16 protein-coding genes are annotated in these 13,831 nt (G+C 67.9%); 13 read left to right on the top strand and 3 right to left on the bottom strand.

The features are described from left to right. Positions 1 to 4: 4 nt before the first annotated feature. Both C722_RS25515 and C722_RS0122280 read right to left on the bottom strand, forming a co-directional pair. Positions 5 to 499 (bottom strand): ankyrin repeat domain-containing protein, encoded by a 495-nt coding sequence (locus C722_RS25515; protein ID WP_017642629.1) that lies wholly within the window; start codon positions 497 to 499, stop codon positions 5 to 7. 21 nt (positions 500 to 520) lie between these two features. Beyond that, positions 521 to 949, bottom strand: a complete 429-nt coding sequence (locus tag C722_RS0122280) for an N-acetyltransferase (protein WP_017642628.1) — start codon at positions 947 to 949, stop codon at positions 521 to 523. Positions 950 to 1,076: 127 nt separating this feature from the next. Here C722_RS0122280 and C722_RS0122275 point away from each other — a divergent pair, with 127 nt between their 5' ends. Continuing rightward, positions 1,077 to 1,982, top strand: coding sequence for an alpha/beta fold hydrolase (locus C722_RS0122275; RefSeq protein WP_017642627.1), 906 nt, complete (start codon positions 1,077 to 1,079; stop codon positions 1,980 to 1,982). Here the strand turns inward: C722_RS0122275 and rutR are convergent. Beyond that, on the bottom strand, positions 1,979 to 2,665 hold the full coding sequence (gene rutR / locus C722_RS0122270; RefSeq protein ID WP_017642626.1) for an HTH-type transcriptional regulator RutR: 687 nt from the start codon (positions 2,663 to 2,665) through the stop codon (positions 1,979 to 1,981). The two genes, C722_RS0122275 and rutR, sit on opposite strands and share 4 nt — an antisense overlap. A gap of 342 nt (positions 2,666 to 3,007) precedes the next feature. Here rutR and rutA point away from each other — a divergent pair, with 342 nt between their 5' ends. From rutA to C722_RS0122210, 12 genes are all read left to right on the top strand, one after another. Further along, a complete protein-coding gene (gene rutA / locus C722_RS0122265) occupies positions 3,008 to 4,096 on the top strand; it encodes a pyrimidine utilization protein A (RefSeq protein WP_017642625.1) in 1,089 nt (362 codons plus the stop codon). Then, positions 4,096 to 4,824 carry a pyrimidine utilization protein B gene (rutB, locus tag C722_RS0122260; protein WP_017642624.1) on the top strand — a complete coding sequence of 243 codons (729 nt, stop codon included), beginning with the start codon at positions 4,096 to 4,098 and terminating at the stop codon, positions 4,822 to 4,824. The genes rutA and rutB overlap by 1 nt, the downstream gene beginning before the upstream one ends. Positions 4,825 to 4,829: 5 nt before the next feature. Further along, positions 4,830 to 5,213, top strand: coding sequence for a pyrimidine utilization protein C (gene rutC / locus C722_RS0122255; RefSeq protein ID WP_017642623.1), 384 nt, complete (start codon positions 4,830 to 4,832; stop codon positions 5,211 to 5,213). An 85-nt stretch (positions 5,214 to 5,298) separates the two neighbouring features. Further along, entirely contained in the window at positions 5,299 to 6,084 is a 786-nt protein-coding gene (rutD, locus tag C722_RS0122250) for a pyrimidine utilization protein D (RefSeq protein ID WP_017642622.1), read from the top strand. A gap of 4 nt (positions 6,085 to 6,088) precedes the next feature. After that, on the top strand, positions 6,089 to 6,613 hold the full coding sequence (locus tag C722_RS0122245; RefSeq protein ID WP_017642621.1) for a flavin reductase: 525 nt from the start codon (positions 6,089 to 6,091) through the stop codon (positions 6,611 to 6,613). Between the two features lie 349 nt (positions 6,614 to 6,962). Further along, positions 6,963 to 7,982: an isopenicillin N synthase family oxygenase gene (locus tag C722_RS0122240; RefSeq protein ID WP_017642620.1), complete on the top strand. Its 1,020-nt coding sequence runs from the start codon at positions 6,963 to 6,965 to the stop codon at positions 7,980 to 7,982. Further along, positions 7,982 to 8,368 (top strand): VOC family protein, encoded by a 387-nt coding sequence (locus C722_RS0122235; RefSeq protein WP_017642619.1) that lies wholly within the window; start codon positions 7,982 to 7,984, stop codon positions 8,366 to 8,368. The genes C722_RS0122240 and C722_RS0122235 overlap by 1 nt, the downstream gene beginning before the upstream one ends. Positions 8,369 to 8,388: 20 nt before the next feature. After that, on the top strand, positions 8,389 to 9,480 hold the full coding sequence (locus C722_RS0122230) for a BMP family ABC transporter substrate-binding protein (RefSeq protein WP_081594612.1): 1,092 nt from the start codon (positions 8,389 to 8,391) through the stop codon (positions 9,478 to 9,480). Between the two features lie 75 nt (positions 9,481 to 9,555). Then, positions 9,556 to 11,070 carry an ABC transporter ATP-binding protein gene (locus C722_RS0122225; protein WP_017642617.1) on the top strand — a complete coding sequence of 505 codons (1,515 nt, stop codon included), beginning with the start codon at positions 9,556 to 9,558 and terminating at the stop codon, positions 11,068 to 11,070. Continuing rightward, the gene (locus C722_RS0122220; RefSeq protein WP_017642616.1) at positions 11,063 to 12,190 is read left to right on the top strand and encodes an ABC transporter permease; all 1,128 of its coding nucleotides are present in this window, start codon (positions 11,063 to 11,065) and stop codon (positions 12,188 to 12,190) included. The genes C722_RS0122225 and C722_RS0122220 overlap by 8 nt, the downstream gene beginning before the upstream one ends. Further along, positions 12,187 to 13,113, top strand: coding sequence for an ABC transporter permease (locus C722_RS0122215; protein WP_017642615.1), 927 nt, complete (start codon positions 12,187 to 12,189; stop codon positions 13,111 to 13,113). The genes C722_RS0122220 and C722_RS0122215 overlap by 4 nt, the downstream gene beginning before the upstream one ends. Next, a complete protein-coding gene (locus tag C722_RS0122210; RefSeq protein WP_017642614.1) occupies positions 13,110 to 13,802 on the top strand; it encodes a cysteine hydrolase family protein in 693 nt (230 codons plus the stop codon). Before C722_RS0122215 ends, C722_RS0122210 begins: the two co-directional genes overlap by 4 nt. The last annotated feature ends 29 nt before the right edge of the window (positions 13,803 to 13,831 follow it).

The raw sequence follows: 13,831 nt of genomic DNA, 5'->3' as shown, positions 1-13,831 counted from the left end.
GATGTCAGGGGCGAGTGGCGCGCCGGCGATGCTCCTCCAGCAGGCGGTCGATTGCACTGCGATCGAGGGGCCGTTTCTGTTTTAGAAAGCCCTGCAGCTGATAGGAATTCCAACCATCCGACGCCTTGCCCGGACGCCGGATAGGTCGCTGCGGATCAGCACCGTAGCGCAACAGCAGCGCGACCAGGTCCGGCCGATTGAAGAGGATGGCGGCGTTGAGTGGCGTCAGGCCGCCGGTATCGACCGGCTCATCGGCCGGACAGCCGGCGGCTAGGGCGGTCTGCGCCATCTGCAAGAGCACTTCCCGACGTATCCCTGGCTCATCGTAGTGGGCGCCGACAAAGTCCAGCGTTGGTTGAGTCCGAATTTTCCCGCCCGTGGTGAGGCCTAGCAGGCAGCCGCGTTCATCGATCACCTTGATGCCAGGGTCGGCCTGACTGCTGTCGGCCAGCGCCAGCAGCGCTACCAGACCCAGCGTCTGAAATAGGAAAGTGCGCATGGTCCCTCGCTAGCTGGCCGATCAACCCAGCGCCTTGCGCAGGAAGTACCGCGCAAAGCCCGGCGGATAGTCCGCCAGTTCGCCGAACACCTCGTAGCCCAGACGCTCGTAGAAGCCGCGGGCCTGGAATTCGTGGGTGTCGAGCCAGGCGCCGTGGCAGCCGCGGCTGCTCGCCTCGGCCTCGGCGCGCAGCAGCAACTCGCGGCCGGCGCCCTGGCCGCGGACGGCCTCGTCCACCGCCAGCAACTGCACGGTCAGCCAGCCATAGCTGGTATAGCCCCAGAGGCCGCCGAGGGCTTCGCCGCCGCGGGTCAGGCTGATGACCAGGGCCCGGTAACCGCTCGGGCCCGCCTGGCTGTCGTTGTAGCGCCTCAGCGGCGCGGCGATGGCCTGGCGCAGGTCTTCGCGTGCTTCGTCGGTCAGGTGGTAAACCAGGGGTGCTGCGGACATGGCGAAGGTCTCGGGAAGAGGTCTGTCCGAGCATAGCGCAGCAGTGCTGCGTGACCGCCCGGTTCTGCCGCTTTCGCCGGGGCGGCCTTGGGGTAGCATGGCCTTTTAGCCGTCTCGCGAGGGAGCCATGGACATACGTGAAGGTCGCGCCCGGGTCGGCGCCCTCGAGCTGGCCTATGAGGACTGGGGCGATCCCGCTGATCCGGCGCTGCTGCTGATCATGGGCTTTGGCGCCCAGTTGCTGCTCTGGCCGGAAGGCTTCTGCGAGGCCCTGGTACGCCGGGGCCTGCGGGTGATCCGTTTCGACAATCGCGACGTCGGCCAGTCCTCGCGGCTGAGCTGGCCGGGTGGACGGCCGCCTTCACTGTGGCCGGTGCTGGGGCGGGCGCAACTGGGCAAGCCCAGCGCCGTGCCCTATCGCCTGGAAGCCATGGCCGCCGATGCGGTCGGGCTGCTCGATCACCTGGGGCTGGAACGCGCCTTCGTACTGGGCGGCTCCATGGGCGGCATGATCGCCCAGATCCTCGCCGCCAACTGGCCACAGCGGGTGGCGCGGCTGGGCATCCTGTTCTCGTCGACCAATCAGCCGCTGTTGCCGCCACCCTCGTTCAAGCTGCTTGGCAGCCTGCTGCTGCGACCCCCGGCCGATCTGCCGGCGGAGGCGGCGCTCGCCCGGCAGAAGGCCCTGCTGCGCGGCATCGAGAGTCCGAGGTATCGCCAGAGCGAGGCCGATCTGGAACGGCTGGTGCAGCGCATCCTGGCGCGCGGGGTGGATGTGGAGGGGGTGCAGCGGCAGTTGTTCGCCCTGCTCGGCAGCGGCGATCTGCGCGTCTTCGCCCGCCGCATCCAGGCGCCGACCCTGGTGGTGCACGGCGCGCGGGATCCCTTGCTGCGTCCGGCCTGTGGTCGCGCCGTGGCGCGGGCCATTCCCGGCGCCCGCTTCGAGCTGATACCGGACATGGCCCATGACCTGCCGGCACCGCTCTGGCCGAGGCTCAGCGAGTTGTTCGCCGACTTCTTCCTGGCGGCCTAGGCCGGGTCGCCGGCGCGGGGCCTGAGTCCGTCGATGATCAGCGTCTCCAGGCCCTGCAGGACCTCGTCGAAGAACAGCGGATCCTTCAGCGAGCGGCCGCACAGGGTCTGCACCTGCACCCGGAAGTCCGCATAGTGCTGGGTGATGGCCCAGATGCTGAAGATCAGGTGGTGCGGATCCACCGGCGCCAGCTTGCCGGCGGCGATCCAGGTGCGGATCACCCGGGTCTTCTCATCCATCAGGTCGTGCAGGCTGCCCTGCAATTCGGGCAGCAGCAGCGGTGCGCCCTGGACCATCTCCAGGCAGAACAGCCGGGACTCGGCGGGATAGTCGCGGGACATCTCCAGCTTCTGGCGCAGATAGTCGCGCAGGGCGTCGAGGGGTTCCTGGTCTTCGCTGAAGGTGCGCAGGGGATTCAGCCAGGTCGCCAGCAGCTGACGCAGCACGGCGACATAGAGTTCTTCCTTGTTGCTGAAATAGTAGAGCAGGTTGGTCTTGGAGACGTCCGCCTGCAGCGCCACCTGGTCCAGACTGGCGCCGTGCAGGCCGAAGCGGGAAAAGATATCGAGCGCCGCGCTGAGGATCTGGGCGCGTTTGGCTTCTATCTGGCGCTGCCGGCGTTGCTGGGCGGCAGGGCTGGGTTGGCGGGACTTGCGTGGCGGAAGATCACTGGCCTGACTCACGAACTGCTCCTTGGGCCTTCTTGGACATCTGACGCGGGCCGGCTGCAGGCGCGGTCGTTGAGCTTCGCACCTTCCTGGTGACGAATCATCGGCGGACCCCGAAAGGTAGCGCGTCAGTCTCCGAACTCTAGCATGGCGCGCCGGCCTTCATGCCCCGGATTCGGGCGCCTTGCACAAACTAGGTGCTCTAATCTAGACCAAATGGTCCAGCTTTATTCTCGAACAGACCCCAAGTGTTTGATTGGCTTGAACTTTCAAGACTTGGCAAGCTTTCTGCTCCGATCCTGCAGCAACGGCGCATCTGGATGCGCTTCGATTCCTGACTGCGGGAGAGTGCGAGCGATGAACATCGGTGTCTTCATTCCCATCGGCAACAACGGCTGGCTGCTATCGGAAAACGCGCCCCAGTACCGGCCCACCTTCGAGCTGAATCGCGAGATCGTGCAGCGCGCCGAGCACTACGGCTTCGACTTCGCCCTGTCGATGATCAAGTTGCGCGGCTTCGGCGGTAAGACCGAATTCTGGGACCACAACCTGGAATCCTTCACCCTGATGGCGGGCCTGGCGGCAGTGACCTCGCGCATCAAGCTGTTCGCCACCGCCGCGACCCTGACCCTGCCGCCGGCCATCGTCGCGCGCATGGCCGCCACCATCGACTGCATCTCCGGCGGCCGCTTCGGCGTCAACCTGGTCACCGGCTGGCAGAAGCCCGAATACAGCCAGATGGGGCTCTGGCCGGGGGATGAGTTCTTTGCCAGTCGCTATCAATACCTCGGTGAATACGCCCAGGTGCTGCGCGATCTCTGGGGCACCGGCCAGTCGGACTTCCAGGGCGCGCACTTCCGCATGGAGGACTGCCGGGTCAGTCCGCAGCCCCAGGCGCCCATGGAGATCGTCTGCGCCGGGGCGAGCGATGCCGGCCTGGCCTTCGCCGCCGAGCATGCCGACTACAGCTTCGTCTTCGGCAAGGGCGTCAACACGCCCAAGGCCTTCGCCCCGGCGGTGGAGCGGCTGCAGGCGGCCACTGCCAAGACCGGGCGCGAGGTCTCCTCCATCGCCCTGTTCATGATCATCGCCGCCGAGACCGACGAGGCGGCCCGCGCCAAGTGGGAGCACTACAAGGCCGGGGCCGACGAGGAGGCCATCGCCTGGCTGGGCGCCCAGGCCGCCGCCGACACCAAGTCCGGCAGCGACACCAATGTGCGGCAGATGGCCGATCCGACCTCGGCGGTCAACATCAACATGGGCACCCTGGTGGGTTCCTTCGCCAGCGTGGCGCGGATGCTGGACGAGATCGCCGAGGTGCCCGGGGCCAGCGGGGTGCTGCTGACCTTCGATGACTTCGTCCAGGGCGTGACCGACTTCGGCGAGCGCATCCAGCCGCTGATGCAGAGCCGCCGTCACGTCGAGCTGCTCAAGGAGAGTGCCTGATGAACGCTGTGGAAACCCTGGCGGGCTATGCCCTGCCTGCGAGCGACGCCGAAGCCGTGACGCTGCCGGCGCGGCCCGAACCGCTGCGGCTCAAGGCCAGCGAGACGGCGCTGATCGTGGTGGACATGCAGAACGCCTATGCCAGCAAGGGCGGCTACCTGGACCTGGCCGGCTTCGACGTCTCCGCTACCGGCCCGGTGATCGAGAATGTCGCCGCCGTGGTGGAGACCGCCCGCGGCGCCGGTATCCAGGTGGTCTGGTTCCAGAATGGCTGGGATCCGGAGTATCGCGAGGCGGGCGGACCGGGTTCGCCCAACTGGCACAAGTCCAATGCCCTGAAGACCATGCGCAAGCGACCCGAATTGCAAGGGCAGTTGCTGGCCAAGGGCGGCTGGGACTATGCCCTGGTGGATCAGCTGCAGCCGGCGGCCGCCGATCTGGTGGTGCCCAAGACCCGCTACAGCGGCTTTTACAACACCCACCTGGACAGCCTGCTGCGCGCCCGTGGCATCCGCAACCTGGTGTTTGTCGGCGTCGCCACCAACGTCTGCGTGGAGTCGACCCTCCGGGACGGCTTCTTCCTCGAATACTTCGGCGTCTGCCTGCACGACGCCTGCCACCAGGCCGGACCCCGTTCGGCCCACGACGCCGCGCTGTTCAACATCGAGACCTTCTTCGGCTGGGTCGCCAGCTGCGCCGACTTCCACACCACCTTCGCCAAGGACTGAGCACCATGCCCAAGCAAGCCGTGATCCCAGCCGGTACCGGTACCCCCATCGCCCCCTTCGTGCCCGGCAGCCTGGCCGATGGCGTGCTCTATGTCTCCGGCACCCTGCCGTTCGATGCCCAGAACAACGTGGTCCATGTCGGCGACGCCGCCGCCCAGGCACGCCACGTGCTCACCACCATCCAGGGCGTGGTGGAGGCGGCTGGCGGCAGCATGGCCGACGTCACCTTCAACATGATCATGCTCACCGACTGGGCGAACTACGCCGCCATCAACGCGGTGTACGCCGAATTCTTTCCTGGCGAGAAGCCGGCGCGCTACTGCATCCAGTGCGGCCTGGTGAAGCCTGACGCCCTGATCGAGATCGCCAGCATCGCCCATGTCGGCTAGCTCCCGCTCCGTACCTACCCCCTCTCCCTCTGGGAGAGGGCTGGGGTGAGGGAAGCCCCAACCACTGAACCACCAAGGACCGCCCATGCACTTCGAACTCCATGGCCGCCAGGACCCGGCGGCCGAGACCCTGCTGCTCAGCTCCGGGCTGGGCGGCGCCGGGGCCTTCTGGGCGCCACAGCTGGCGACTCTGGGCGAACGTTTCCGGGTGGTGGTCTACGACCAGACCGGCACCGGCAGGAGCCCGGCCGAGTTGCCCGCCGACTATTGCATCCAGCATATGGCCGAGGACCTGCTGGCGCTGGCCGATCGCCTGGAACTCGACCACTGTCTGTTCATGGGCCATGCCCTGGGCGGTCTGGTGGGCCTGCAGGCCGAGCTGCTACGGCCGGGCCTGATCCGTCGCCAGGTGCTGGTCAACGCCTGGAGCCGACCTAATCCGCACACCGCGCGCTGCTTCGCCCTGCGCCAACGGCTGCTGCGCGACAGCGGCGCCGCGGCCTATGTCCAGGCCCAGGCGATCTTTCTCTATCCGGCCACCTGGATCGCCGAACAGGGCGAGCGCCTGGCCGCCGACGAAGCCCATGCCCTGGCGCACTTCCCCGGTGAGGCCAATGTCCTGCGGCGCATCGGCGCGCTGCTGGCCTTCGATGTGGACGCCGAGCTGGGACGTATCCAGGTACCGACCCTGGTATTGGCCAACCGCGACGACGTGCTGGTGCCCTGGACCTCGTCCCAGCGCCTGGCCGCAGGCTTGCCCCAGGCCACCCTCCAGTTGCTGGAGTGGGGCGGCCACGCTTCCAGCGTCACCGACCCCGCCACCTTCGACCGGGTGGTACTCGACTATCTCAGCCAAGCCCTGGAGGCGTAACGCCATGTCCGTTGCCCATGCCGTGCCCCTATCCGCCACTACGCCCGCCGCTCTTGTCGACCGCGACCTCTTCCGGGGGGCCATGGCGCGCCTGGGCGCCGCGGTCAACCTCGTCACCACCGACGGTCCGGCCGGCCTGGCCGGCTTTACCGCTACCGCCGTGTGCAGCGTCAGCGACAGCCCGGCGACCCTGCTGGTCTGTCTCAACCGCGGCGCCTCGGTGCATCCGGCCTTCAGCGCCAACGGCGTGCTCTGCGTCAACGTCCTGGCCGCCGGCCAGCAGACGCTGGCCAACCTCTTCGGCGGCAAGACCGCCATGGCCGAACGCTTCGCCGCGGCGAACTGGACGCGCCTCGCCACCGGTGCGCCGGTGCTGGACGGCGCCCTGGTGGCCTGCGATTGCCGCATCGCCGGAGTGCAGTCGGTGGGCAGTCACGACCTGCTGCTCTGCGAGGTGCTGGGAGTGGCCGAGCCGGGTGGTCAGGGTGGCCTACTGTATTTCGATCGCCGTTATCACGAGCTGGGTTAGTGGGGGCTGTTGGGCTTCGAAGAGGGAGCCGTCTCAGCCCAACCTACGACCGCCGTAGGTTGGGCTGAGCGCAGCGAAGCCCAACACCGCCAAGCCGGTCCAGCCCCCGAGTCTTGCCTGCCAGCGCCAAGCGCGGCCCAGGCGCCACCCCGGTGCACACTGACCGTTCGAGGTGCAGCGCACCGCCAGCGGATCCTGAGTATCGCCCTCAACCTGCTGTTTTAACTGGCTTTTGTAATTTTTACCAAATGGTCCAAAGCTGGCACAGCGGTTGCAATTTCCCTGCTGCCGTCCTGCCCGGTGAACGTGCGTCGCGCTGTCTCCTTTCGTCCCACTCGTGAGGTCCGTCATGCCGCTGTCCAGTGTTCCCATTATCGATCTGGCTCCCTACTTCGAAGGTTCTGCCGCCGGCAAGCAGGCGGTGGCCAAGGCCGTCGACCAGGCCTGCCGCGATATCGGCTTTCTGGTCATCACTCACCATCAGGTGCCCGAAGAACTGGTCGAGCGTGTCTCGCGCCTGTCGCGAGCCTTCTTCGACCTGCCGCTGGCGGAGAAACGCAAGGCTGATCGACCGCGCCCGGATCAGGTGCGCGGCTACAGCGCGGTGGCCGAGGAAAGCCTGTCCTACAGCCTGGAAGAGGCGGCGCCGGGGGATCTCAAGGAGTCCTTTTCCATTGGCCCTCTGGATGTTCCGGCCACGGCCTATTACCGCGGCCCCGAAGCCGGACCGCACTTCGCCCCCAATGTCTGGCCCACGACCATCCCCTGCTTTCGCGAGGCCTATGCCGAGTACTTCGCCGCCATGAGCGACCTGGCGCGCACCCTGATGCGGCTCTTCGCCCTGGGGCTGGACTTGCCGGAGACCTACTTCGACAGCCGCATCGATCGCCACATCAGCATGTTCCGCACCCTCTGCTATCCCCACCAGAAGGAAGCGGCGCTGCCTGGCCAGCTGCGCGCCGGTGCCCATACCGACTACGGCAGCCTGACCATCGTCCGTCCCGATGACGCCCCCGGCGGGCTGCAGGTGCGCAATGCCGACGGCGAGTGGGTGGACGTGCCCAAGGTGCCGGGCAGCTTCGTGGTCAACATCGGCGACCTGATGATGCAGTGGACCAACGACCGCTGGGTCTCGACCCTGCACCGGGTGGTGAATCCACCGGCGGATGCCGGTTGCGACACCCGCCGCCAGTCCCTGGTGTTCTTCCACCAGCCCAACTACGACACCCTCATCGAATGCCTGCCCGGTTGCGCCACGCCCGGCACGCCGCCGCGCCATGCGCCCATCACCTCGGGCGACCACCTGAGATCCAAGTTCGTCAAGCAGACCACCTTTGGCGGTACCCAGACCGGCGTGCGGGTGGCCTGATGCCGAGTCTTTCCTACGTCAACGTCTTCGCCCAGGACGTGATGGCCCTGAGCGGCTTCTACCAGCGGGTGTTCGCTTTTCCCGAGATCGAGGCGATCCGCTCGCCGATCTTTCGCGGCCTGGACACCGGCAAGACCGCCATCGGCTTCAACGCGCCGGAGGCCTATGAACTGCTGGGGCTGGGCGAATTCGCCGGCAGTGAAGGCTGCCGCTTCCTGCTCAATCTGGAGGTGGACAGCCGCGCCGAGGTGGACCGGCTGGTGCCGGTGGCCGAGGCCGCCGGTGCGCGCCTGGTGAAGGCGCCCTACGAAACCTATTACCACTGGTACCAGGCGGTGCTGCTGGACCCGGAAGGCAACGTGTTCCGTATCAACCACATGTTGTAGACAAGGCTAAGGACGAAACGATGCTGAGCAGATGGCTGGGAAGAGTGGTGTGCGTGCTGGTGCTGGTAGGGCTGGGCAGCGTGGCGCGGGCGGACGACGAGGGTTTCACCCTCAAGGGTGAACCGAAGATCGCCATGCTGTATTTCACCGCCAAGAACGACGGTGGCTGGACCCAGGCCATGGACGAGGCGCGGGTGAAAATCGAGAAGGAACTGGGCCTGAAGATCCAGTTCGTGGAAAACGTGCCGGAGACCGCCTCGGCCATCCGCCCGGCGGCCGAGCGCTTCATCAAGCGCGGCGCCAACATCGTCATCGGCACCGCCTTCGGCTATTCCGACACCTTCAAGCAACTGGCCGAGCAGTATCCCGAGGTGGCCTTCCTCAACGCCTCGGGCACCACCAACGGCCGTAACCTGGAATCCTTCTACGGCCGCACCTACGAGAGTCAGTACCTCTGCGGCATGGCCGCGGGCGCGGCCTCCAAGACCGGCAAGCTGGGCTTCGTCGCCGCCAATCCCTTTGGCGTGGTGAACTGGACCATCAACGCCTACGAGCTGGGCGCCCGGCAGATGAATCCCAATGCCACCCTGACGGTGATCTACACCGGCAGCTGGAACGATCCGGTCAAGGAGCGCGCCGCGGCCGCTGCCCTGATCGACCAGGGCGCCGACGTCATCGGCCAGCACGTGGACACCCCCACGCCGCAGATCGTCGCCCAGGAGCGTGGCGTTTATGGCACCGGCCACCACCGTGACATGCGCCAGTTCGCGCCCAAGGCCACCCTCTGTTCCTCGGTGTGGGTCTGGGATCGCTTCCTGGTGCCGGAGCTCAAGCGCGTCATCGCCGGCCACTGGAAACCCGCGCCCAACGGTGCCCTGGTGTCCATGGCCGCCGGCGGCACCGACATCGCCGGCTTCGGCGATGCCGTGCCCAAGGCGGCCCAGGAGAAGATCCTCGCCGAGCGCGAAGCCCTGCTCAAGGGCAAGCAGATCTACGCCGGTCCCCTGAATGATCGCGACGGCAAGGAGCGCGTCCCCGCCGGCCAGGTGCTGTCCGACCCGGCGCTGTGGCAGATGGACTGGTTCGTCCAGGGCGTGACGACGCAGAAGTAGCGGTTCACCCCTGGGTAGGGTGGAAAACCGCATAGCGTTTTCCACGAAAGCGATGCCTGGAAGAGGGCGACCCGCATGAAAAGACACAACGCCCTGCAACTGCGCGGCGTCGGCAAGACCTTCGATGGCTTCCAGGCGCTGCAGCAGGCGGATTTCCTGGTGCGCTGGGGCGAGGTGCATGCGCTGCTCGGCGAGAATGGCGCGGGCAAGTCGACGCTGATGAACATCGCCGCCGGCCTCTATGCGCCGGAGACCGGTGAGCTCCTGGTGGACGACAACCCGGTGCGGTTGCGCGGTCCGGCGGACGCCGCTCGCTTGCACATCGGCATGGTCCACCAGCACTTCAAGCTGGTACGCCCCTTCAGCGTTGCCGAGAACGTCCTGCTCGGCCTGCCGGCGGGGCAGGGTAGTCATCGCCGGCGCCTGGCCGAGATCAGCAAGCGTATCCGCCAGCAGGCGGCCGCCCTGGGCTTCGCCATCTGCCCGGAGCAGCGGGTGGCGGAACTGTCCATCGCCGAGCAGCAGCGGGTGGAAATCCTCAAGGTGCTGCTGGCCGGGGCGCGCATCCTCATTCTCGACGAACCCACCGCAGTACTCACCGACGGCGAAGGCGAGCGGTTGCTCCAGACCCTGCGCGCCCTGGCGGCGGAGGGCGCAGCGGTGGTGCTGGTGACCCATCGCATGCAGGACGCCCTGACCTACGCCGACCGCCTCACGGTGATGCGCGGCGGCCGCACCCTGCGCAGCCTGGACCCCGCCGAGGTGTCGGTGGACGAACTGGTACGCCTCACCGTGGGTGACGCCCAGCCGCTCGCCGACACCCCGCGACGTGCTGCCGGGGCACCGCTGCTGACGGTGCGCGGCCTACGCACCCCGGAACGTGGCGGGCGCCGCGCCCTGGATGGCATCGACCTGGAGCTGCGCGCTGGGGAGATCTATGGCATCGCCGGGGTTGGCGGCAACGGCCAGGGCGAGCTGGCCGACGTGCTGATGGGCCTGCCGCAGCCCTGCGAAGGCGAGGTGCGGCTGGAGGGCTTCGGCGATCTGGCCGCGGCCGCCAGCGCCCGACGCCGCGATCTGCGCATCGCCGCCATTCCCGCCGACCGCTATGGCAGCGCCCTGGCCGGGTCCCTGTCGGTGGCCGACAACTTCGCCATCGGCGCGGTGCATGCCGGTCGCTTCGGTGGCTTCGCCCGGCTGGATAGACGCGCCCAGGAAGCCGCGACCCAGGCGGCGGTCACGCAATTCGATGTCCAGGGCGTGCGATCGGTGCGGCAGAAGGCGGCGCTGCTTTCCGGCGGCAACGCCCAGAAGCTGGTGATCGCCCGGGAATTCGGCCGCGAGCCACGTTTGGTATTGGCCCACAGCCCCAGTCGTGGCCTCGACGTGCGCGCCGGCGCCGAGGTGCAGGCACGGCTGCTGGCCGCCCGCGAGGCCGGCGCCGCGGTGTTGCTGATCAGCGAAGACCTGGACGAGGTACTGGCCCTCGCCGACCGCATCGGGGTGATGAGCGCCGGACGCCTCGTCGCCGAATTCCAGCGACCCGCCGATCGCCAGGCGATCGGCCATGCCATGGTGAATCATGCTTGAACCCCTGAGTGCTCCCCTGGCCGAGGTCGATAGCCCGCGACCACGGCAACCGCTGTTCAGCCGGCGCTACACCCTGGAGATCCGCCAGCAGCTGGCCTGGCCCTGGCAGGCGCTGATCCTCGGCCTGGCGTTGCTGGTCGGCCTGGGGCTGTCGGCCGCCATCCTGGTGCTGGCCGGGGTGCCGGCCGGCGAGTTGCTCAACGAATTCGTGGTCGCCACCCTGTTCGATGCCCAGAGTCTGCAGGCCACCCTGTTCCAGGCCGCGCCGGTGATCCTGGTCGGTCTGGCCGGCTGCCTGGCCTTTCGCGCGCGCTTCTGGAATCTGGGGCTGGAAGGCCAGATGATCTGGGGGGCCATCGGCGCCACGGCAGTGTCGCTGTTCGAGATCGGCCCGGAAGCCCTGCGCCTGCCGCTGATGCTGGTGGCGGCGCTGCTCGGCGGCCTGCTCTGGGCGCTGGCGCCCCTGTTGCTCAAGCTGCGCCTGGGGGTCAACGAGATCATCGCCTCGCTGATGCTCAACTACATCGCTGCCAACTTCCTGCTGCACCTGGTGTTCGGTCCCTGGAAGGACCCGCGCGACGCCTTTCCCTATTCACCGCTGTTCCGCCCCTTCGAACGGCTGCCGGAGTTGTTGCCCGGGCTGAGTCTGGCGGTGCCCCTGGCGCTGCTGGTGGCGGTGCTGGCCTGGTGGTTCGTCGCCCTGAGCCGGGCCGGGCTCTACCTGAAATTCGTCGACGCCAATCCGCGGGTGGCCGGCGCCGTCGGCGTGCCGGTGCGCGCCACCATCCTTGCCACGGTGCTGGCTTCCGGCGCCCTGGCCGGGCTGGCCGGCTTCGTGGTGGCGGCCGGGCAGGAGGGGCGGCTGACCCAATCCTTCTACCAGGGCTATGGCTTCTCCGGGATCCTCATCGCCTTCCTGGCGCGCAACAACCCCCTGGCCGCCGCCGTGGTGGCTTTCCTGGTGGCGACCCTGTTCGTCGCCGGGCGCAATCTGCAGGTGTTCTACCAGATCCCCTTCGCCATGGTGCAGCTGATCCAGGCGCTGATCGTCATCTGCGTGGCGTCCTCGGATTTCTTCATCCGCCATCGGCTCAGACGCAGCCAGGGAGGTGCCGCTTGAATCTGGTCGCCAGCTGGCTGGGTAACGTCCCCGACTTCGCCATACCCTACGCCCTGGCGGCGCTGGGTCTGATCCTCACCGAGCGATCCGGGGTGCTGGCCCTGCATGCCGAGGGCCTGATGCTGGTCGGCGCGCTGTTCGGCATCGGCGCGCAGCTGGCCTTGGGCAATGCCGGCCTGGCGCTGCTGGCGGCCATGGGAGCGGCGGCGCTGGTCTCGTTGCTGTTCGCGGTCATGGTGATCTGGCTGCGCATCAACCAGGTGATTGCCGGCCTGACCCTGGTGTTCTTCTGCCAGGGCCTCACCGGCCTGCTCGGCACCCTCTGGGGCTGGACCAACCAGCCGGTGGCCGGCCTGCCGGCGCTGGCGCTCTGGCCGCTGTCGGAGCTGCCGCTGGTGGGGCGGCTGTTCCAGCAGAACCTGCTGGTCTACCTGACCCCGCTGATCTTCTTCGCGGTGATCGCCTGGCTCGAACGCACCACCCCCGGGCTGCGTCTGCGGGCGGTGGGTGAGAACCCCCAGGCGGCCGATGCGGCGGGTCTCTCGGTGGCCGGCTACCGGTTGCTGGCGATCCTCGCCGGTGCGGCGCTGGTGGGTCTGGCCGGAGGCTACATCGCCGTGCTCAGCACCAAGCTGTGGATCGCCGAGATGACCGGCGGCCGTGGTTGGATCGCCGTGGCCCTGGTGATCTTCGCCCGCTGGTCGCCCTGGCGCGCCCTGGCCGGGGCGCTGCTGTTCGGCTGCATCGAGGCGCTGATTCCGCAGCTGGCTGCCGCCGGTGTGCGGCTGTCGCAATACTTCATCCTGATGGCGCCCTATGCCGTCACCCTGGGCGTGATGATCTGGGTCGCCCTGGCCGGGCGTGACCGCCTGAGCCAGCCCGGCGCCCTGGGCGAAGCCTATGTTCGGGAGGAACGCCGATGAGCCTGCGCGCTTTCGTCTATGAAGAACTCCGGCTGCTGGCGCGGGCGGACTTCGCCGATTATCTGGATCCGAGCACCACGGCGGTGCTGTCCATCGACCTGCACCGCGGCCACCTGGACGCCTCGCCGAAGTGCCCCTGCCCGGCGCCCCGCGCCCGTGACCTGGTGGCGCCGGTGGACGCCTTCCACCGCCAGGCCCGCGCCCTGGGCGTGCGCATCGTCCATGTGAAATCGGTGCTGCGCGCCAATGGCGCCGATGACCTGGGCGGTATTCCTGCGGCCTGGCGGCGGACCTTTCCGCTACACGTGGGGCCGATTCCCAATGCCGACGCCCATGCCCTGGAAGGCTCGCCCTGGACCGAGCTGCTCACCGAGGTCCTGCCCGAAGACCTGCGGGTGGAAAACAAACGGCGGCTGTCGGCCTTCTATCCCACCGACCTGGACTTCCTGCTGCGCAACCAGCGCATCACCACCGTGGTGCTGGATGGCGGCTTCACCGACTGCTGCGTGCTCAACACCGCCTTCGACGCCAGCAACCGCACCTACAGGGTGATCGTCCTGCGCGACCTGGTGCGAGGAACCGATGAAAGCCTGGAGCGGGCGGCGCTGAGCATGGTCTCCCTGCACCTGGGGCTGGTGATGGAATCCCGGGATCTGCTCGCGGCCTGGGGTGCTAGCAGCGGGTCCTGACCGCGGTCCGTTGGGCTTCGACGATGGAG

The organism is Pseudomonas sp. 313 (assembly GCF_000316965.1).
In the GTDB taxonomy this organism is placed as follows: Bacteria; Pseudomonadota; Gammaproteobacteria; order Pseudomonadales; family Pseudomonadaceae; genus Chryseomonas; species Chryseomonas benzopyrenica.
Note: the sequence above shows the minus strand (reverse complement) of the source record. Positions and strands in the feature narration are given on the sequence as shown.